Source organism: Maribacter sp. PR1 (assembly GCF_028464145.1).
Classification (GTDB): Bacteria; Bacteroidota; Bacteroidia; order Flavobacteriales; family Flavobacteriaceae; genus Maribacter.
The window spans coordinates 33,938-54,798 of record NZ_JAQPCG010000006.1; the positions used below are offsets into that span (position 1 = coordinate 33,938).

16 protein-coding genes are annotated in these 20,861 nt (G+C 38.6%); 10 read left to right on the forward strand and 6 right to left on the reverse strand.

Annotated features, from left to right (window positions below):
• Positions 1–3: 3 nt before the first annotated feature.
• Together PP182_RS12980 and PP182_RS12985 are read right to left on the reverse strand one after the other, a co-directional pair.
• The gene (locus PP182_RS12980) at positions 4–882 is read right to left on the reverse strand and encodes a glycoside hydrolase family 16 protein (protein ID WP_272651692.1); all 879 of its coding nucleotides are present in this window, start codon (positions 880–882) and stop codon (positions 4–6) included.
• 45 nt (positions 883–927) lie between these two features.
• Complete coding sequence (locus PP182_RS12985; RefSeq protein WP_272651693.1) at positions 928–3,252, reverse strand: ATP-dependent helicase; 2,325 nt, start codon at positions 3,250–3,252, stop codon at positions 928–930.
• Between the two features lie 133 nt (positions 3,253–3,385).
• On the opposite strand from PP182_RS12985, the gene PP182_RS12990 reads away from it, so the two are divergent.
• The 5 genes from PP182_RS12990 to PP182_RS13010 all read left to right on the forward strand — a co-directional run bounded on the left by PP182_RS12990 (position 3,386) and on the right by PP182_RS13010 (position 8,205).
• The gene (locus PP182_RS12990) at positions 3,386–3,934 is read left to right on the forward strand and encodes a DsrE family protein (protein WP_272651694.1); all 549 of its coding nucleotides are present in this window, start codon (positions 3,386–3,388) and stop codon (positions 3,932–3,934) included.
• Positions 3,935–3,943: 9 nt separating this feature from the next.
• Positions 3,944–5,251, forward strand: a complete 1,308-nt coding sequence (locus PP182_RS12995; protein ID WP_272651695.1) for an amidohydrolase — start codon at positions 3,944–3,946, stop codon at positions 5,249–5,251.
• A gap of 6 nt (positions 5,252–5,257) precedes the next feature.
• Positions 5,258–6,811: an FMN-binding glutamate synthase family protein gene (locus PP182_RS13000; RefSeq protein WP_272651696.1), complete on the forward strand. Its 1,554-nt coding sequence runs from the start codon at positions 5,258–5,260 to the stop codon at positions 6,809–6,811.
• 13 nt (positions 6,812–6,824) lie between these two features.
• The gene (locus tag PP182_RS13005) at positions 6,825–7,595 is read left to right on the forward strand and encodes a hypothetical protein (RefSeq protein WP_272651697.1); all 771 of its coding nucleotides are present in this window, start codon (positions 6,825–6,827) and stop codon (positions 7,593–7,595) included.
• A gap of 91 nt (positions 7,596–7,686) precedes the next feature.
• Positions 7,687–8,205: a DUF7935 family protein gene (locus PP182_RS13010; protein ID WP_272651698.1), complete on the forward strand. Its 519-nt coding sequence runs from the start codon at positions 7,687–7,689 to the stop codon at positions 8,203–8,205.
• 32 nt (positions 8,206–8,237) lie between these two features.
• Here the strand turns inward: PP182_RS13010 and PP182_RS13015 are convergent, their stop codons facing one another.
• Both PP182_RS13015 and PP182_RS13020 read right to left on the reverse strand, forming a co-directional pair.
• The gene (locus PP182_RS13015; RefSeq protein ID WP_272651699.1) at positions 8,238–9,152 is read right to left on the reverse strand and encodes a patatin-like phospholipase family protein; all 915 of its coding nucleotides are present in this window, start codon (positions 9,150–9,152) and stop codon (positions 8,238–8,240) included.
• Positions 9,152–11,224: a M1 family metallopeptidase gene (locus PP182_RS13020; RefSeq protein WP_272651700.1), complete on the reverse strand. Its 2,073-nt coding sequence runs from the start codon at positions 11,222–11,224 to the stop codon at positions 9,152–9,154. The genes PP182_RS13015 and PP182_RS13020 overlap by 1 nt, the downstream gene beginning before the upstream one ends.
• A gap of 81 nt (positions 11,225–11,305) precedes the next feature.
• On the opposite strand from PP182_RS13020, the gene recG reads away from it, so the two are divergent.
• The 5 genes from recG to leuB all read left to right on the forward strand — a co-directional run bounded on the left by recG (position 11,306) and on the right by leuB (position 18,185).
• Positions 11,306–13,411 (forward strand): ATP-dependent DNA helicase RecG, encoded by a 2,106-nt coding sequence (gene recG, locus PP182_RS13025; RefSeq protein WP_272651701.1) that lies wholly within the window; start codon positions 11,306–11,308, stop codon positions 13,409–13,411.
• Positions 13,412–13,518: 107 nt separating this feature from the next.
• Positions 13,519–14,934: a 3-isopropylmalate dehydratase large subunit gene (gene leuC, locus PP182_RS13030; RefSeq protein ID WP_272651702.1), complete on the forward strand. Its 1,416-nt coding sequence runs from the start codon at positions 13,519–13,521 to the stop codon at positions 14,932–14,934.
• A 34-nt stretch (positions 14,935–14,968) separates the two neighbouring features.
• Positions 14,969–15,565, forward strand: coding sequence for a 3-isopropylmalate dehydratase small subunit (leuD, locus tag PP182_RS13035; protein ID WP_272651703.1), 597 nt, complete (start codon positions 14,969–14,971; stop codon positions 15,563–15,565).
• A 28-nt stretch (positions 15,566–15,593) separates the two neighbouring features.
• Positions 15,594–17,105 (forward strand): alpha-isopropylmalate synthase regulatory domain-containing protein, encoded by a 1,512-nt coding sequence (locus tag PP182_RS13040; RefSeq protein WP_272651704.1) that lies wholly within the window; start codon positions 15,594–15,596, stop codon positions 17,103–17,105.
• 24 nt (positions 17,106–17,129) lie between these two features.
• Complete coding sequence (gene leuB / locus PP182_RS13045; protein WP_272651705.1) at positions 17,130–18,185, forward strand: 3-isopropylmalate dehydrogenase; 1,056 nt, start codon at positions 17,130–17,132, stop codon at positions 18,183–18,185.
• Positions 18,186–18,244: 59 nt separating this feature from the next.
• Here leuB and PP182_RS13050 read toward each other — a convergent pair whose 3' ends face one another.
• A complete protein-coding gene (locus PP182_RS13050; protein WP_272651706.1) occupies positions 18,245–19,507 on the reverse strand; it encodes a serine hydrolase domain-containing protein in 1,263 nt (420 codons plus the stop codon).
• A 101-nt stretch (positions 19,508–19,608) separates the two neighbouring features.
• Positions 19,609–20,808, reverse strand: coding sequence for an MFS transporter (locus tag PP182_RS13055; RefSeq protein ID WP_272651707.1), 1,200 nt, complete (start codon positions 20,806–20,808; stop codon positions 19,609–19,611).
• Positions 20,809–20,861: the final 53 nt, after the last annotated feature.

Consider the following 20,861-nt stretch of genomic DNA (forward strand, 5'->3'; position numbering starts at 1 on the left):
ATGCTATTTTTGATAGACCCGAACATAATCAACCTCCATTATAGCTGGGAATATTGTGTCGTCAACTCCTTCTAATCCGCCCCAATTTCCACCCACTGCTATATTCATCAGAAAATAAAAAGGTTTGGAAAATGGCCAATTATCAGAATTGGAAATAGAGGGTCTCAAAAAGTTAAGTTTAATATTGTCTTCTGAATCGATATAAAATTTCATGTATTTATCCGTCCATAAAACGCCATAGGTATGAAACTCTTCCTCTATAGTTTCTAATGGTACCGGACCTGAAGTTATCTGGGTTCCCTTTACGTGGTTGTTTGCCTCACTGTGAACAGTAAAGTGAACTTCATTTGGACTAAAACTAACATATTCCATAATGTCAATTTCCCCACAGGCAGGCCACCCGACATTATTAATATCATTTCCCAACATCCACAACGCAGGCCATATCCCTTTACCCTTATCATCTGGTATTTTAGCCCTAATTTCGATTTTACCAAATGTAAATTCCTTTATACTATTGAGTCTGGCAGAGGTATAGTTACTTCCTTCAACACTTTCTTTTTTTGCAATAATTTTTAAAGTTCCGCTACTGACCTCCACATTGCCATTGTCCAAATAATTTTGTAGTTCATTATTTCCCCAACCGTTATTACCCGTTTCAAATTTCCAATTCTCTTCGGAAAGCGTCGTTCCATCAAACTCGTCACTCCACACGAGTTCGGCATCATCCCAATAATCTGAGGCAAAAACATCCTCTGTTACAGGAGGTATATTTTCATTCTGGACTACAACTTCTTGATCTTCCATATCCGCAGAACTCTGGCATGAGCCTACTAATAGGGAAAAGGAAAATAGTAAAATGGTGAATCTATATTTTAACATACCTTCATTTTTTGAATCAATATAATCAATAAATGGACATAAGCCTTAAAGGACCTCTAATTTGGCAAACCTGAGCAGTAGTTTTTTCACATCCCCTTGATCAAATTTAATTTCCGCTTTTCTGTCGTTACCAACTCCTTCAATTTTAAGGACTTCCCCTCGACCAAACCTGGTATGGTTAACCAATGACCCTTCGGTTAAACTGGGATCAATGGTATTTGTATTCCCCACGGGTTGAGACAATTCTGGTTTTATTTTTCTAAGTTTCTTTAATTGGTTTAGGTTGGGCCTATCAATACTTGGCGGTGTACCTTGTTTGGGTTTCGTTTGGCGTAACTTGCTTTTATCCACTTCCCCGAAAATATCGGCATCTATCATGGATTTATAGCGATAGCCACCATCCAAAGGAGTTAAGTTCTCAACATATTTTTCGTCGATTTCCTCTAAAAATCTACTTGGTTCCGCATCTATTAATTTACCCCAACGATATCGATTCTGGGTATACGTTAAATAGGCCTGCTTTTCCGCTCTTGTCAGTGCCACATAAAAAAGCCTTCGCTCCTCCTCCAATTCGCTTCTAGTGTTCATGCTCATTCCTGAAGGAAATAAATCCTCCTCCATACCTACAATGTATACGTAAGGAAACTCCAACCCTTTTGCCAAGTGGATGGTCATTAGGGCTACACGGTCATCGTCTCCAGTATCCTTATCTAAATCCGTGGCAAGGGCCACATCTTCAAGAAATTCACTTAAGTCTCCAGTGGCATCGGCAATCTCCTTTTGACCTTCAACAAAGTCCTTAATACCGTTGAGCAACTCCTCTATATTTTCCATTCGGGCAATACCCTCTGGTGTGCCATCTTTTTTAAACTCCAACAAAAGTCCGGTCTTTTTCGCTACTTGCTCCGACAAACTAAATGCATCGGTGCCTTCGTTCATAATTTGAAAACTTTTGATCATGGTCACAAAATCTTCCAATTTCCTTTTGGTACCAGAATTTATCTTTAAATCTATTTTAGAGATATTTTCCATTACCTCGAACATAGATCTCCCATAATGGTTTGCAGCTACCACTAATTTGTCCACCGTGGTTTGACCAATTCCCCTTGCAGGGAAATTAATCACGCGTTTTAAGGCTTCCTCATCTTTAGGGTTAATTATCAACCTTAAATAGGACAGAACATCCTTAATTTCCTTTCTTTGATAAAAAGAGAGTCCCCCGTATATTCTATAAGGAATATCCCTTTTTCTCAATGCATCCTCAATGGCCCTGGACTGGGAATTAGTGCGATAGAGCACCGCAAATTCCCCATTTGACATTTGATTCTGCATTTTATTATCCCAAATGGAATTGGCAACATACCGGCCTTCTTCCGCATCCGTTATACTTCGGTGTATTTTAATAACTCCTCCGTCGTCATTGTCCGTCCAAACATTCTTTTCTAATTGGTTTTTATTCTTCGCAATAATAGAATTGGCAGCGTTGACAATATTCTTGGTAGATCTATAGTTTTGCTCCAAGCGATACATACCGACATTGTCATAGTCGCGTTGGAAATTTAGAATGTTACTGATATTGGCTCCCCTAAAAGAATAAATACTTTGAGCATCATCACCAACAACACAAATATTCTGAAATCGGTCCGCAAGAGCCCTTACTATCAAATACTGGGAATGATTGGTATCCTGATACTCATCTACCAGAATATATCTGAAACGATCTTGATACTTTAAAAGAACATCCGGGAACCTCGTTAGCAATTCGTTTGTTCTTAAAAGCAAATCGTCGAAATCCATAGCGCCGGCCTTAAAGCAACGATCAACGTAATTCTGGTAGATATCCCCGATTCGAGGCCTTTTTGCCATAGCATCGGCTTCCATAAGTTCTGGGTTATTGAAATAGGCTTTGACCGTTATCAAACTATTCTTAAAGGAAGAGATACGATTTTGTACCTGTTTGTACTTATAGATATCCTTATCCAGTCCCATTTCCTTAATAATGGAAGAAATTAAACGTTGGGAATCCTGGGTATCATAGATGGTAAAGTTGCTGGGATATCCAAGCTTATCCCCGTCAAATCGCAATAATTTAGCAAAAACAGAGTGAAACGTACCCATCCACAAATTCTTGGTTTCGGAAACACCAACAATATCGGAAATACGCTTCTTCATTTCACGGGCGGCCTTATTGGTAAAAGTTAATGCCAATATATTAAAGGCGTCTACCCCCTGCTCCATTAAATATGCTATTCTGTAAGTAAGTACACGGGTCTTGCCCGAACCTGCTCCAGCAATTACCATTAAAGGTCCGTCTTTGTGCAAAACGGGTGCCTTTTGGGCGTCATTCAACTCATCTATAAAAGAACTCAATGTATTACAATTTTTAGAGTGTGAATTTAGCCATAATTAGACGATACCTGAAAAGATGTTTTTTAGAATTATAAACATTGTTCCAAGACGTTTGTTTCATTTTAAATATCTTTAGCAAATCAACAATTACTCTATGATAAAAAGTATAAAAATTGCTGGATTTCTTTCGCTCATACTAATAACGTTTCAAAGTGTATCTGCTCAAAAAAAAGAAAGCGGACCAATAATAGAAAAATATGGTGCGGTCTTTCAAATAGACAATGCGGATTACGAGGTAGATATCCAAAAGACGTTCAAAGCTGTTTTTGATATCATGAACTCGCCCGAGGATGTAGACCAGGTAAACCCGAGCATAGAAACAGCCGCTCGATTTTTGAACATGCATGCCCAAAACGGTATTCCTTTAGAGCAATTAAAAATAGCATTGGTTGTTCACAATAAGGCCTCAAAAGATGTCATAACCTCCGATGCCTATAAAACAAAGTTTGGGACCAATAATCCCAACGCAGAATTGATAAAGGCGCTCATGGCAGCAAATGCAGATATTATTTTTTGTGGTCAATCCTCTGCTTCAAGAGGTTTTCCAAAAGAGGAGTTATTGGATGGGGTACAATTATCCTTAAGTGCAATGACCGCTTTAATTCAATTACAGGACAATAATTATAGACTTATTAAATTTTAAACGAACAATATGAAAAAACTAGGAATAATTGCCTTAATACTCTGTGGAATAATAGCTACGGCTCAAAACTCCATGGAAAAAGATTTCAGCGCCATTGAAGATAAAGTGATTGAATGGAGAAGGTATTTCCATGAGAACCCGGAACTATCCAATAGGGAATTTAAAACGGCGGAAAAAATTGCCGAACATTTAACAAGTTTAGGAATAGAAATTGAAACGGGTGTTGCACATACCGGTGTCGTTGGAGTATTAAAAGGTAAAAAACTTGGAAAGGTTATTGCTTTACGTGCGGATATAGATGCACTACCGGTAACGGAAAGAAATGACCTTGCCTTTAAGAGTAATGTGAAATCTGAGTATTTAGGTAACGAAGTTGGGGTGATGCATGCTTGTGGGCATGACACGCATATTGCAATACTCATGGGCGTCGCGGAAATTCTATCTAAAAATAAAGACAAAATAAAGGGTACCGTTAAGTTTGTTTTTCAACCCGCTGAGGAAGGAGCACCTCCGGGGGAAGAAGGTGGTGCGGCCTTAATGATAAAAGAAGGTGTTTTGGAGAATCCGGATGTGGATGCCATTTTTGGTTTACATATAAATTCACAGACACCAGTGGGTATGATTCGATATAAGTCCGGTGGAACCATGGCGGCGGCACAGCGATTTGTTATCAACGTAAAAGGAAAACAAAGTCATGGCTCCCAGCCATGGTCGGGTGTTGATCCCATTATGATCAGTGCAAAAATTATTGATGGCCTACAGACCATTATAAGTAGGGAAATGAACCTTACCAATGAAGCTGCAGTGATTACAGTGGGTAAAATTACCTCAGGGGTTCGGAACAATATCATACCAGAAAGTGCCGAAATAGTGGGTACCATTAGAACGTTGGACTATGATATGCAAAAGCAATTGAATCGAAGAATGAAGGAAATGGTAAAATCCATAGCCGAGGCTTATCGAGGTGAGGCGACTACAGAAATTGCCTCCGGTACGGCCATTACCTATAACAATCCCGAATTGGTCACTCAAATGCTACCTACGATGGAAGCAGTTGCAGGAAAGGAAAATGTCGTCGTAACAAAAGCCATCACCGGTGCCGAGGATTTTTCGTTCTATCAGGAAAAAGTTCCTGGATTTTTCTTCTTTTTAGGTGGAATGACTCCGGGTAATACGGAATCATTTCCGCATCATACACCAGATTTTAGGATTGATGACAGCGGTTTATTGCTCGGTGTTAAAACACTCACTGCAATGAGTTTAGATTACTTAAATAGCGACAAAACCCCAAGACTGGAAAATAAACCAAAAGGTTAATAGTTAATGGCCTATCTATTTTTATTGCTGACCCTATTCCCGTGGTGGGGGTGGATACTTATCGTTCTAACCCTAGTGGCAATTTGGGACATTTTCATCCAAAAGAAGCACACCATAAAACATAACTATCCTATTGTAGGACATCTGAGATATTGGTTGGAAAGTATTGGTCCGGAAATGCGACAGTATTTTGTGGCCAACAATCGCGAGGAACTCCCCTTCAACAGAATTGAACGTGGATGGATTTATGCTTCGGCAAAAAAAGAAAACAACTATGAAGGTTTTGGTACCGATCGTGATATTTATGCCCATCAACATGTTTTTATAAAAAACAGTATGATGGCCTTCAAGGTTCCTGACGGTCATCCTAATGACCTTGACCCTACCTTCATGCCCTGTGCAAAGATTATGGGCGCATATAATAAAAGAAAAAAACCTTTTAGACCAGCCAGTATAATCAATATCTCGGCAATGAGTTTTGGCTCTTTATCGGCTGCTGCCGTAGAAGCTATGAATATGGGAGTGAAAAAATGCGGAGCTTATCATAATACGGGGGAAGGTGGTTTATCCCCCTATCACCAACAAGGTGGTAATGTAATATTTCACTTTGGAACTGGGTATTTTGGCGTAAGAACACCTGACGGAAATTTTTCAATTGAAAAACTTAAAAAATTAGTAGCCGATAATCCATCCATTAAAGCCATTGAAATAAAACTCTCCCAAGGAGCGAAACCAGGAAAGGGCGGTGTACTCCCAGGTGCCAAAATAACCCCCGAACTTGCAGCAATTAGAGGGGTTGAAGTGGGTAAAGATGTGCTTTCACCCGCAACACACAAGGCCTTTTCATCGGTTCCAGAACTCATGAATTTAATAGAGCAAATAGCTGAAGAAACGGGACTGCCTGTAGGTATAAAAGGAGCTATTGGTAAATTGGATCAGTGGGAAGAACTGGCGAACATGATGTTAAAAACAGGTAAAGGACCGGATTTCATTACCGTGGACGGCGGCGAGGGTGGTACAGGTGCTGCTCCACCTTCTTTTGCAGATCATGTTTCCTTGCCATGGGTCTATGGGTTTTCAAGCCTTTTCCAAATATTCTTGGAACGTAAACTTACTGAACGAATTATATTTATAGGTAGCGGAAAATTGGGTTTTCCTGCCAGGGCGGCTATGGCTTTTGCCATGGGAGTTGATTGTATTAACGTAGCGAGAGAAGCAATGATGAGTATTGGATGTATTCAAGCCCAAGTTTGTCACACCAACAGATGCCCCACGGGTATTGCCACCCAAAGTAAATGGCTGCAAAACGGAATTGACATACCGCTAAAGTCGGACCGTTTAGCCCAATATTTCAAAACATTCAGAAAAGAATTTTTAGAAATAACACATGCCGCAGGATATGAACATCCCTGCCAATTTACAATGGATGACATACAGGTGAACTTAGATGATAATGAACTGAACAAAAGTCTTGCGTACACCTACGGATACAATAAGCCAAAAGTAAATTTCAACGGAGTTCAAGAATTAAAAGACTGTTCGTATCTTGGCGGAAAATAAAATGCTAAAACAAATGAAGAGAATTTTACCCCTTTTTATTGTTATTTTTTGTGCCATGAATCCAGTTTTGGCGCAAAAGAAAAGTGAATTGATTTCTCAAAACCAAGAATTAAAATTTCAATTAGATTCGATTAAACGCTTGGTTTCCACAGCAGAATCTAATGAGAAAATTAGTATGATAAAGGCGGAGGAATTACAATCACAGGTATCCGAACTACAGGCAGCCAATGCTACTTTGCTAAAAAACCTGAATAGTTTTGCCGCACTCTCCAGTCAAAATTCAGAAAATATAAACAAAACCTTGGCCACATTGGAGCGAAAGGAGGCTCAATTGAAAGGTATTGTAGATGCCGTTGCTAGTAATGACTCTACGGCAATTGTGGTTTTGACCAATGCAAAACAGAGTTTAGGAGAAAATGCTAAAGTTCAAGTGAGCAATGGTAAAGTCGTAATATCCGAAAAATTGGATTTCTATTTCGCCGATGGTTTAGGAACTACAGTTCAGGAATCCGCAAAAATTTGGCTGGAAAATGTTTCAAAAATAATCAAGGCCAATCCAAAATCGACAGTTACCGTATCCGGTTTGAGTATGACAGGTGAATTGGAAGTTGCCCTTGACCAAGCGGCTTCTGTTGCACAAGTGCTTATCAAAGATTTTGGTGTGGAGGGCAACCGAATAAATGCCCAAGGATTGGATGGTGGATTTAAGGAAGGAATTCAAATAGAAATTCATCCGGACTATAAAACTTTCTACGCTATTGCAAAAGAGGATGCAAAGAATTAAAACGTATTTCGTCGATCAACCAGTATACTAATAGAAAAAATCGGTCGTTTAAGAGTCATAATATCAAACTAATAAAGTTAAATTATCAAAAATGACTTCAGACCAAATTTTTCAACTTTTTGCCTATTTATTACCTTCTATCGTAACCGGAGCCATCGCTTTTTATTTTTTTAGGATGCATACGAATAATGAAGAGGGCCGAAGGCGATACCTTTTACATAAAGATTCCCAAAAAGATACGCTACCGGTGCGTTTACAAGCTTATGAACGTATGGCTTTATTTCTAGAGCGTATTTCCATTCCCAGTTTGGTGGTACGCGTTGCTCCTACAAGTCAGGATAAGGATGCATATGAAAGTTTATTGACAAAAAGTATAGAAACTGAATTTGATCATAATCTCTCCCAACAGATATATATGACGGATGATTGTTGGAATATTATTAAAGCTGCAAAGAATGCTACCGTTCAAATGATTCGTAAAGCGGCTATGAGCGAATCTGATACAGCTGATAAACTTCGCGAGGATATTCTAAATGAAACTATGGAAAAAACCTCCCCTTCAACTACTGCACTTTCCTTCGTAAAAAAGGAAATTAGCGAATTGTGGTAGTGTGAGTTTGGAGTTCAATAAACCGATAAAACCTATTCGTTCTCGTTAGGCTCTATTGGGTTGGTTTCCTCGTTTTTATTCTTCGCATATAGATAGCCTCGTTTCCACCATAATGTCATTTTCTTCTTGTCAAAGATCAAGGAATTGGTAGTTAATATAGTGGGCGTATAATAGAGGTTGATGATGGCATTGTTCTGGTTAGCCACAAATTTCCCGATTCTTATATTTTGGTTTTCAATACGGTCGAATACGAAACTCATCATAGAAGTTAGTAGCTCAAAAGGATTTCTTGAAGGTAAACGGTTCAGATAATTTACCTCTGTGTGGAGTACAACTACATCCACTTCTGTCGCACCTCTTTTTATGGCTTCCTCGATAGGAACTATGCTTCCCAATCCCCCGTCGGCATACTCACAGCCTTCTTTTCTAACCAAACTCATAAAAGGCGTGTAATTGGCGGAAATCCAAATCCAATCGCAGAAATCTTCGTAGGAACAATCCTTAATAGATTTGTATTCTACCTGATTTAACGAAAGATTACTTACCGTAATAACCACATCGGACATTCCTTCCTTGAGCTTTTTAAACTCAGCAACGGTAAGACTATCACTAATAAGCTTTCTTAAATTCTCGCTTTCTCCAAATGTCTTTTTCCCGGAGATGAAATTTCGTATTACATTCCAATGATTAATACCAATTTCATCGCTTCCATGTTTTTTTTTGATGATAAAAGGGCAATTGTTGAAAATGCTATTCTGGTTTACATTAGAATAAATCCTCTTGATTTTATTCAACTTACCTAAGGCTAAATGGGATATTAATAAACTTCCTGTAGAGGTTCCCACAAAAATATCATAGGTCTTACCAGCTTCCTGTATAAGGAATTGGGCTACTCCTCCAGCAAATGCTCCTTTGCTTCCTCCTCCTGAAATAACCAAAGCTTTCATTATAAGTCTAATTTAGTTTTTAGATAACGTAAATCTGATGGTTTAAGTTGCATGGCCACCGTTGTAATCTGTTCTTTAAGCTTTTTACTTTCAAGCATTGTATCCAATAAGTTTCTTGCATACTTTCGAAACTGCCAAGAATGATGGTTAGAGGCCAAAATTAGTTGCCTTAATACTTCTTGATTTACGCCGTTTATTTGGTATAGATATTGAAAAGCATTTTGGCGCACCTCAGGGTTATAACTTGAATTGGTATAGGATATTAGTTCGTCCAAGTACCTGACCTTTTCAACTTCATTATAATTTGGTGTAACCAAGGCCAAAGTCAACCATAGCAACCGCACATTTTTATTGGGCAGTCCTGTCACTTCACTCATTGTATCCAAATAATTGAATTTTTTTTCTGGAAAGGTCTCCCATAATTTAAACAATGTTTGTTCTTGGGTAACATAACTCTTATCAGTTAGTAGGCTCTCAAAATTTTTCTTTAAATGTTCTGAAACTTTAGGGATAGCCAATGCCAATGCCTGCCTGACAAGTAAAGAAGTATCGTTCACAAATATATTATGAACGGTTGAATCAGAAATTTGGTTGCCATACCTATATAACATGTGATTCTTAAAGGGAATCGATGAATTTCGGTCCAATAACCACATTAACTTTTCTTCATCTAAAACCGAGGTAGAATCCGTTCTTTTTTGAAAGCTCAAAAAGTCTACAATACGTTCGTTTTTATTTTTTAGATAGGTATAAACTTCTTGCCGGGGAAACTCCTTAGAAATTAACCAAGAAGATTTGAACGAATCTAGATTTTGTTTCGATGCCTCTTCCATCTCCATTAAAAAATCGTCCACGGTGACATTTTGATAGGCGAATTTTTGCAAATAGGATTTGATTCCTTTTTTAAAAGCTTCCTCCCCTACTTGCTCCCTCAATATCACTAAAGCCCATGCTCCCTTTTCGTAAAAAGTTAGGCTACTTGCTTTGGGATTCAATAGACTTTCTCCCTTTCCCCCATCTGAAATTTCCAATAGTTGTTTGGCCGTATCATACAATTTCCAATAAAAATGTTCTTCACCAAATAGTTCCCTTTCGGCTAGATAGGCATAATAGGTGGCAAAACCTTCATGCAACCAATGGTTCTTCCCATCTTTTTCCGTAACCAGGTTACCAAACCATTGGTGAGCCAATTCATGAGCATTGATATTGACATAATTTCGGTCTATGAAGGAGGTAGAATCAATAACATAGGCATCGGAAAAAATCGTGGTACCCGTATTTTCCATTCCTGCATAGAGAAAATCATGTACGGGAATTTGTTTGTAATTCTGCCAAGGGTAGTCAACGCCAATTTCCTCCTCAAAGAAATCAAAAACCTCCTTGGTATACCGGTAGGTGGGTTCGACCTTTAAACTATCCTTCGGATAGAAATAATTTTCGATAGTAACACCACTATCCGATTTTACTTCTTGTTTTCTGTAGTTACCAATGGCAAAGGCCAATAAATAACTGCTCATGGGCATATTCATATCAAACTTCCAAACACCCCCTGAAATTTCCTGTAATTTTCCATTGGCAATGACTTGATTATTCGAAGATGTATTAATAGATAAATCGAACTCCACCTTTTCTTCCATATCATCGAAACTTGGTAACCAATGACTGGAATACTTACCCTGACCCTGTGTCCAAACTTGGTCATTATTTCGATTATCATCTTCTATTCCAATAAAATAAACGGTCTGTTTTGGGGTGCATTTATACTGAACATAAAGCTTATGCACAGAACCCTTATTAAATTTTTCCTTTATCAAAATCTTTTCATCATCATAACCCCATTTGATTCTTTTATCATCCAGCTGTATTTTTTCAAAATCCATGTTTTTGGCATCCAACCAAACAGAATCTATATCCTGGAGTATCTCAAAAGTATATTCGACATTTCCAGCTAAACTTTTTTCAGCTAAATTGGGACTTATGAAAACGTTTGCATGGATAAAATCTACGTTTTCCTGATGTTGGGCATTCCCATAAATTATACTCAGAAAAAATAAGTACAAAAATCTTGTCATAGATTATAAGTTACAAAAGCTAAATCAAATTTAGGCTTTTCCTTTATTGCAGATCACCTTAGTAAGTTCTAATTTAGGCGAATGAATGCCGGATTCCTTCAAACTCCCGTTGCATATTTAAAAGGTGTAGGTCCAAGCAGGGCCGAGACTTTACAATCCGAATTGGGCATCCAGGTCTATCAGGATCTCCTAAACCTATTTCCAAATAGGTATATAGACAAGACCCAATATTATAAAATTGGTCAACTACAGAAAAACAATGCCGAGGTTCAAATAGTGGGTAAAATCGTTCACATAAAAACTGTTGAACACAAGCGGGGTAAAAGACTAGTGGCCAAATTCATTGATGATACGGGTGAAATGGAACTCGTATGGTTTCGGAGTCAAAAATGGATCCGGGAAAATTTAAAATTGAATACCCCCTATGTAATATTTGGTAAGTGCAATTGGTTTAATGGTATGTTTTCCATGCCCCATCCAGAGATGGAACTAGTATCGGAACATGAAAAAAGTTTAAGGATTAGCATGCAGCCGGTTTATCCTTCAACCGAGAAATTAAGCAACAAGGGAATTACCAATAGGGTAATTAGCAAATTAGTACAACAACTCTTTATTGACACCAAAGGAAAGTTTCCGGAAACGTTGTCAGACAACATACTGTATGAATTAAAACTGATTTCCAAAAGTGAGGCACTTTTCAATATTCATTTTCCCAAGAATCAAGAACTATTGGCAAAAGCGCAATTTCGGTTAAAATTTGAGGAGCTTTTTTATCTACAAATGCAACTCATTGCCAAAAATATGTTGCACAAACAAAAAATAAAGGGTTTTAATTTTGACCAGGTAGGGACACTGTTCAATGATTTTTATGCCAACCATCTTCCCTTTGAGCTTACAAATGCACAAAAAAGGGTGATTCGGGAAATTAGGGCTGATTTAGGTAGCAATGCCCAAATGAACAGACTGTTACAGGGCGATGTGGGCTCCGGAAAAACCATTGTAGCGGTAATGACCATGTTATTGGCCATAGACAATGGATTTCAAGCATGCTTGGTGGCTCCTACGGAAATCCTTGCCAATCAGCATTACAACGGAATCAAAGAATTGTTAGCAGGAACCGAGGTAACCTGTGAATTATTGACAGGATCGGTAAAAAAATCGACAAGAAAACCAATCCATGAGCATTTGGAAAATGGGAAGCTTAATATTTTGATAGGGACCCACGCAGTGCTAGAGGACAAAGTCATATTTAAAAATCTCGGTCTAGCAATCATTGATGAGCAACATCGGTTTGGTGTAGCACAGCGATCAAAATTATGGCATAAAAATCAAATTCCGCCACATATACTTGTCATGACGGCAACACCTATACCAAGAACCTTGGCAATGAGTCTTTATGGGGATTTGGATATATCTGTTATTGATGAACTTCCTCCAGGTAGAAAGCCGATCAAAACCGTACATCGATATGATTCTAACCGTTTAAAGGTATTTCAGTTTATCCGTGATGAAATTAGAAAGGGACGACAGGTTTATATCGTATATCCCTTGATACAAGAATCCGAAGCATTGGATTATAAAGACTTAATGGATGGATATGAAAGTATAGTTCGCGATTTTCCACAACCTGAATATCAAATTTCCATCGTTCATGGTCAAATGAAACCTAATGATAAGGAATATGAAATGGAGCGTTTTGTAAAGGGGGAAACCCAAATAATGGTGGCGACGACCGTAATCGAAGTTGGCGTCAACGTTCCTAATGCATCGGTCATGATCATTGAGAGTGCAGAACGTTTTGGTTTATCCCAATTACATCAGTTACGTGGGCGTGTGGGACGTGGAGCGGACCAGAGTTTCTGTATTTTAATGACCAGTTACAAACTTAGTTCCGAAGCCAAAACACGCTTGGAAACTATGGTAGGAACCAATGATGGCTTCGAGATTGCAGAAGTAGACCTGAAACTTCGTGGACCCGGTGACATCATGGGGACGCAACAGAGCGGCCTACTAAACCTCAAAATTGCGGATATTGTAAAAGACAATTCCATTTTAAAATCCGCCCGATATTATGCCATGCAATTATTAAAGAATGACCCATCCCTAGATAAACCTGAAAACCTGGTCGTCCGGCATTTTTATGCACAATTGGTAAAATTTAAAAATATCTGGAACTATATTAGTTGATAATCATTTTTAACTTATTTCAATTTTGGACATCGTAATTTAAACCCGTCCACATTTCTTAAAAATACCTGTTTTTAATATTTTTACATTCTTACATGATAAAGATTATGAGCGCAACAAAAACGTTATTTGATAAGGTGTGGGATTCACACGTAGTACATAAAATTGAGAATGGTCCGGATGTATTGTTCATCGACCGACATATGATTCATGAAGTAACTAGCCCGGTAGCCTTTCTAGGATTAAAAAACAGAGGCATCGGTGTTTTATATAATGAAAGAACTTTTGCAACTGCCGACCATAATACCCCTACCCTAAATCAACATTTGCCTGTAGAAGACCCGCTTTCTGCAAATCAATTAAAAATGTTAGAGGAAAATGCGAATGAACACGATATTTCCTATTGGGGGCTGGGGCACGAAAAAAATGGTATTGTACACGTTGTAGGTCCAGAATACGGTATAACCCAGCCGGGAGCGACTATTGTGTGTGGCGATTCACATACTTCTACTCACGGCGCCTTCGGAGCTATTGCATTTGGTATTGGTACTTCTGAAGTAGAAATGGTCTTGGCTACTCAATGTATTATGCAGCCAAAACCAAAAAGAATGCGCATAAACATTGATGGAAGTCTTAGTAAAGGCGTTACCCCAAAGGATGTTGCCCTCTTTATAATAAGTCAATTGACCACCTCTGGAGCAACGGGTTATTTTGTTGAATATGCAGGGGACATTTTCCGAAATATGAGCATGGAAGGAAGAATGACCGTTTGTAACCTAAGTATAGAAATGGGTGCACGTGGCGGAATGATTGCACCGGATGAAAAAACTTTTGAATATATAAAGGGACGTGAATTTACACCTACCGGAGAGGGTTGGGATAAGGCAATGGCCTATTGGGATACTTTATATACCGATGAGGATGCCATCTTTGATAAAGAACTGACATTTGATGGGGCATTGATAGAACCCATGATTACCTATGGAACCAATCCAGGAATGGGTATGGGAATTTCAAACGATATTCCTTTGGCTTCTGCCACACAAGGTGGGGTGAGCAGTTATAAAAAATCATTGGAGTATATGAAATTCAATGAAGGGGAAAGTATGATGGGTAAGCCTATCGATTTCGTATTCCTAGGAAGTTGTACTAACGGGCGTATTGAAGACTTTAGGGCTTTTGCATCCATAGTAAAAGGTAGAAAGAAGGCAGATAACGTAACGGCATGGTTGGTTCCTGGTTCACACAAAGTTGAGGCGGCAATAAAAGAAGAAGGTATTTTAGATATAATTACCGAAGCTGGATTTGAATTAAGGGAACCTGGATGTTCGGCATGTTTGGCGATGAATGAGGATAAAATTCCCGCAGGAAAATTAGCGGTGAGTACCTCCAACAGAAATTTTGAAGGAAGACAAGGTCCTGGATCTAGAACAATTCTTGCAAGCCCATTGGTTGCAGCAGCAGCAGCGGTTACAGGAAAAGTAACCGACCCGAGAGAACTAATGGAATTAGAGACCGCTTAATTTAATACAGAAAACCACACTTAGACAAAACAAGATGGCATACGATAAATTCAATATACTTACATCAACAGCAGTACCCTTACCTATTGAAAATGTTGATACAGATCAAATAATTCCTGCACGATTTTTAAAAGCCACGGAGCGTAAAGGCTTTGGTGACAATCTATTCAGGGATTGGAGGTATAATCAAGATAATACTCCGAAAAAAGATTTTGTCCTGAACGACCCTACCTATAGTGGTAAAATCTTGGTAGGAGGTAAAAACTTTGGGTCAGGTTCTTCTCGAGAGCATGCAGCATGGGCGGTATATGATTATGGCTTCAGATGTGTGGTTTCCAGTTTCTTTGCAGATATTTTTAGAGGGAACTGTTTGAATATTGGTGTATTACCTGTTCAAATAAGTGCTGATTTTTTGCAAAAAATCTTCGATGCCATCGAAGCTGACCCAAATACTGAATTGGAAATTAGCCTTCCAGAAGAAAAAATCACTTTACTTGCTACTGGTGAAAGCGAATCATTCGAAATCAACGAATATAAGAAGAACAATATGTTGAACGGTTTCGATGATATCGATTACCTTTTAAATATTAAAAAGGATATCCAAACTTTTGCCGAAAATACACCTCTATAATATAATTTCCTTATAACGGAAAAAACCAATGAAAAGAAAGTTGGAAATTATGGATACCACCCTAAGGGATGGTGAACAGACCTCTGGGGTATCTTTTTCTGCGTCTGAAAAACTTACATTGGCTAAACTTCTACTCGAAGAACTTAAGGTAGACCGAATTGAAGTTGCCTCTGCCCGGGTCTCGGAGGGGGAACTGCAAGCCGTTCAGCAAATTACGGAGTGGGCCAAGGAAAATGATTATTTGGACAAAATAGAAGTACTAACTTTTGTTGACGGCGGTGTATCCTTGGACTGGATGGAAAAAGCCGGAGCCATTTCTCAAAATTTGCTAACCAAAGGATCATTAAACCATTTAACACATCAATTAAAGAAAACTCCCGAAAAGCATTTTAATGAAATCTCGGAAATTTTCAAATCCGCTCAAAAAAAAGGAATTATAAATAATATTTACCTTGAAGATTGGAGCAATGGAATGCGAAACTCCAAGGAATACGTTTTTGAGTTTTTAGATTTTCTAACCACACAGCCCGTAAAACGAGTACTTTTACCTGATACGCTAGGTGTACTTACCTACAAAGAAACTTTTGATTTTATTTCTGAAATCGTAGAAAAATATCCCCAACTCCATATAGATTTTCATGGGCATAACGACTATGATCTGGGTGTTGCAAATGTCATGGAAGCCATAAAAGCTGGATGCCATGGTCTGCATTTGACAATCAACGGCATGGGGGAACGTGCTGGAAATGCACCTATGGCCAGTGCTATTGCCGTAATCAACGACTTTTTGCCAGAAATAGACATTAACCTTAATGAAAAAGCACTCTATAAGGTAAGTAAATTGGTCTCCGCTTTTACCGGAATTAGTATTCCTTCCAATAAACCTATTGTTGGAGACAATGTTTTTACACAGACAGCTGGCATTCATGCAGATGGGGATAGCAAAAAAAATCTATATTTCAGTGACTTGATGCCGGAACGGTTCGGCAGGAAACGCAAATATGCCTTGGGTAAAATGTCCGGTAAGGCGAATATTCAAAAAAACCTTCAAGAGCTCGGATTAACACTCAATGATGACGAACTAAAGAAAGTAACCGCTAGGATTATAGAACTAGGCGATAAAAAAGAACGGGTTACCAAGGACGATTTACCTTATATCATTTCAGATGTACTGGACACGGATTTTCAACAAAAGGTTTTTGTAAAATCCTATGTACTGACACATTCAAAAGGATTAAAACCCTCCACTACCCTCTCATTGGAAATTGATGGGAAAATTTTCGAGGAAAATGCCTCTGGAGACGGTCAATACGATGCGTTCATGAATGCGCTTAGAAAAATATATAAATCCCAAAACCTTGTTTTGCCACGCCTTACCGATTATGCCGTCAGAATACCTCCAGGTAGTGCTTCGGATGCCTTATGTGAGACTGTAATAACTTGGGACATAGACGGAAAGGAGTTTACCTCTCGCGGACTGGATTCTGACCAAACCGTATCCGCCATCAAAGCAACGGAAAAAATGTTGAATATAATTTAATCAATAGAATAGAAAACAGCCATAATGAAACTAAACATAGCTCTTTTAGCCGGAGATGGAATAGGCCCAGAAGTTGTAGATCAAGCCGTAAAAGTATGCGATGCCATCGCAAAAAAGTATAATCACGAAATCTCTTGGAAACCTGCATTGACTGGTGCTGCGGCTATCGACGCGGTTGGTGAACCCTATCCTGATGAAACACATGAAATCTGTGCCAGCTCGGACGCTGTATTGTTTGGTGCAATTGGTCATCCAAGATTCGATAATGACCCTTCAGCCAAAGTACGCCCGGAACAAGGCCTTTTAAAAATGAGACAAAAATTGGGACTGTTCGCTAACGTCCGTCCTACATTTACCTTTCCTTCTCTAATTGATAAGTCGCCTTTAAAAAGAGACAGGATAGAAGGTACCGATTTAATAATTCTGCGTGAATTAACCGGCGGAGTCTATTTTGGGGAACGTGGTAGAAAAGACGATAATAATACAGCCTTTGATACCATGACCTATCAAAGATTTGAGATAGAACGCCTGGCCAAAAAAGGTTTTGAAATGGCCATGAAGCGTTCTAAAAAATTATGTTGTGTAGACAAGGCAAATGTATTGGAGTCCTCTAGGTTATGGAGGGAAACCGTACAATCCATGGAAAAAGACTTTCCTGAAGTAGAAGTCTCCTATGAATTTGTGGATGCAACCGCAATGCGTTTAATCCAATGGCCCAAGGGATATGATGTTATCATCACGGCGAATCTTTTTGGAGATATTTTAACCGATGAAGCTTCTGTAATTTCAGGTTCTATGGGGTTGATGCCTTCATCATCCGTAGGGAGTAAAGTTTCTCTTTATGAGCCGATTCACGGTTCCTATCCGCAAGCTGCAGGCAAGGATATAGCTAATCCTTTGGCAACTGTTCTTTCTGCCGCCATGTTATTTGAGGATTTGGATTTAACAAAAGAAGCTGAAGAAATTAGAAGAGTAGTTAACAAATCCTTAGCCGAAGGTATGGTAACCGAAGATTTGGCCGAAGGTGGTACATCCTATAAAACCAGCGAAGTTGGTAATTGGCTGGCAAAAAATATTTAAGTACTTATTATTTCAGAAAAAGAAAGCCTTCAATTGCATTCAATTGAAGGCTTTTAATATTATAAGCTAGCCAAAGCTTCCGGTGTTAATTCATAAACCTGTTTGACAATTTCCCGAAGGTCAGGGACTACGGTTCTTGCCAATCTAGAATTATTGCTCATCAAAACACATATACCCAAATCCGATTCGGGAAAAAGAGCGATTTCATTTCGGTAACTGTTTACACTGCCGCCATGATGCCATATGGTTTCTTCCTTATCTGTAATCTTATTTTTCATTGTGTGGATTCTCCATCCAAAGGCATAGGAGGATTTTACATGACCTTCCCAGCGTTGGTAATATTTATTATTTTCATTCAGGTCTATAAACGGATTAAACGCTGTGTCTAAATTCCTTTTGGACATTACGCTTGGATTATGACCCAGTAAAAACCGCATCCATTTGGCCATATCCGTAGGGCTTGCATCAATTCCACCAGCAGCTACCGCATTATAATAGTTTCCTTTTAAGGGTAAAACCCTCCATCCTTTTCCCCTTTTTGCATGGGGTTTCGCTATATTTTCTTTACGTGAAAATGATTCGTGATCCATTGAAATATTGGACATACCTAAAGGCATAAAAAAACGGTCCATCAACAAAGTATTTATATCCTTCCCTGTAGCCTTCAACATCACTTCTTGACTTAAGGCAAACATTGCATTTTGATAACTATACTGTTTCCCCGGTTCACTGATAGGTGTAACCTCTTTGAATTGTTCCGCTATTTTCTCCATAGAAACATTTGCTTCCACCAGATTGGTATAGCTATGATAAGGTGTGCCCGAAGTATGGGAAAGAATATTGGAAATCTTTACTTTACTTGTATTTAAACTATCTCCAAAATGGAACTGGGGAAGATAATCGGAGAGCTTATCATTGAACTTAAAAGCTCCTTCTTCAACCAATTTTGCCGCTAATACTCCAGTGAATCCTTTTGAAAGAGAGCCTAACCTAAATACAGTTTCGCCATTTGGTTTCGCCTTTTCTAAGAAATTTCGCTGACCAAAGCCATCCGACATTAAAATAGAATCTGCCTTAACTATGCTTACTCCGGCACCAACAATGTCACCAGATTTTATAGCTTCTTCAAAATAAGTATTTATTGCGAGTTCTAGCGCTCTTTTTCTGCTTGAATACATCTTGGCTCTTTTTTGAATGGCCAAACTATTTTGAATGTCCACTTTTGGAGTTTCATCCCTTTCCACATTAGTGGAAGCTGCTGAAAAAGTAAAAAGAATAAGGATTAATAATATGGAGCCAAAAAAGAGTTTTAAGCGTTGCACTTCTAAATAGATTTTAGGTTTAAATTCTAACGTAAAAAATTGAAATTAATTACGACCAAAATCATAAAGTTACAAAACAACAGTGGTATACCTATTCTAAATTACTGGCTCAATGCCATTTTTTTACACTTTCCCACTTTCTGTTTTCTATAGAGGTATATGGAAACCGCCAATACCACACCACAAGCGGCAAGAATTGCTCCCACCAGACTTGAGTACACTACCTCCAAACCAAAAACCATTGGTAATCCCGCAAGATATGCCCCTGAAGCATTACCCATATTAAACGCACTCTGGTTCATAGAAGACCCTAGCATTTCCGAACCTTTGGCAGTATTAATAATTGCCATTTGAATAGGTGTAGAAACAGTAAAGGCAATCGCTCCAATTAAAAATGTAAATACCATAAGAATATAAGGGTTGGTGGCTATAAACATATTAATGCCCAATATCAAAGACATTACGGATAAACTAATAATTACCGCCTTTAATGGAGAATATATCTCCGCCATTTTTGCCCCAACAAAATTTCCAAAAACCATTCCCAATCCTGCTAGCATCATGGCATAGCCAACAAAGTGGTCTTCCAAACCAGCCACATCTGTTATTAGGGGTGCTATGTAGCTATACCAAGCAAAAAAACCACCAGTACCAATTGTGGTTAAAGCGATCATAGCCCATAATTCCTTGTTTTTTAGTCCATCTATTATTTTTACCTGATGATCACCATTTGAGGCTTCCATTCTTGGCATCCAAAACTGAATGGTCGTTAAAGTCAACACTCCTACAATGCCCACTAGAAAGAATGATGTACTCCATCCAAGTTCTTGACCGATATAAGTTCCTACTGGCACTCCAATTACATTCGCAACGGTTAAGCCTGAAAACATAATGGCTATTGCTTGTGCGGATTTTCCCTTTTTTGCCAATTTCATTGCAACTACTGCTCCAATACCAAAAAACGCACCATGTGGAATACCCGATAAAAATCGTAATACGAGTAATGAAGTGTAATTGGTAGCCAAACCAGATAAAGTATTAAATAAAGTAAACCAAATCATCAATAAGAACAACATTCGTTTCGGGGACAATTTGGAGCCTAGGCTGGTCAACAACGGAGCCCCTAATACAACACCAAATGCGTATGCGGCTATAAAATGACCGGCCTGTGAGATTGTTATATCCAAAGAATTGGAAACTTCCGTTAGAATACCCATTATCACGAACTCCGTCAGTCCAATACCAAAACCTCCAATGGCCAAAGCAAATAATGCTTTTTTGTTCGATGTATTTATATTCATTTTTGATAAATTATAAATGGGAAATATCCCAAAAATTACAATACAAAGTTAGC

What these genes read in the sequence shown, in the direction of transcription:
- leuB (WP_272651705.1), top strand. Translation starts at nt 17,130, where the DNA reads ATGAAACTAAACATAGCTCTTTTAGCCGGAGATGGAATAGGCCCAGAA.
- leuC (WP_272651702.1), top strand. Translation starts at nt 13,519, where the DNA reads ATGAGCGCAACAAAAACGTTATTTGATAAGGTGTGGGATTCACACGTA.
- recG (WP_272651701.1), top strand. Translation starts at nt 11,306, where the DNA reads ATGAATGCCGGATTCCTTCAAACTCCCGTTGCATATTTAAAAGGTGTA.
- PP182_RS13020 (WP_272651700.1), bottom strand. Translation starts at nt 11,224, where the DNA reads ATGACAAGATTTTTGTACTTATTTTTTCTGAGTATAATTTATGGGAAT.
- PP182_RS13015 (WP_272651699.1), bottom strand. Translation starts at nt 9,152, where the DNA reads ATGAAAGCTTTGGTTATTTCAGGAGGAGGAAGCAAAGGAGCATTTGCT.
- PP182_RS13000 (WP_272651696.1), top strand. Translation starts at nt 5,258, where the DNA reads ATGGCCTATCTATTTTTATTGCTGACCCTATTCCCGTGGTGGGGGTGG.
- PP182_RS12990 (WP_272651694.1), top strand. Translation starts at nt 3,386, where the DNA reads ATGATAAAAAGTATAAAAATTGCTGGATTTCTTTCGCTCATACTAATA.
- leuD (WP_272651703.1), top strand. Translation starts at nt 14,969, where the DNA reads ATGGCATACGATAAATTCAATATACTTACATCAACAGCAGTACCCTTA.
- PP182_RS13005 (WP_272651697.1), top strand. Translation starts at nt 6,825, where the DNA reads ATGAAGAGAATTTTACCCCTTTTTATTGTTATTTTTTGTGCCATGAAT.
- PP182_RS13040 (WP_272651704.1), top strand. Translation starts at nt 15,594, where the DNA reads ATGAAAAGAAAGTTGGAAATTATGGATACCACCCTAAGGGATGGTGAA.
- PP182_RS12980 (WP_272651692.1), bottom strand. Translation starts at nt 882, where the DNA reads ATGTTAAAATATAGATTCACCATTTTACTATTTTCCTTTTCCCTATTA.
- PP182_RS13010 (WP_272651698.1), top strand. Translation starts at nt 7,687, where the DNA reads ATGACTTCAGACCAAATTTTTCAACTTTTTGCCTATTTATTACCTTCT.
- PP182_RS12995 (WP_272651695.1), top strand. Translation starts at nt 3,944, where the DNA reads ATGAAAAAACTAGGAATAATTGCCTTAATACTCTGTGGAATAATAGCT.
- PP182_RS13055 (WP_272651707.1), bottom strand. Translation starts at nt 20,808, where the DNA reads ATGAATATAAATACATCGAACAAAAAAGCATTATTTGCTTTGGCCATT.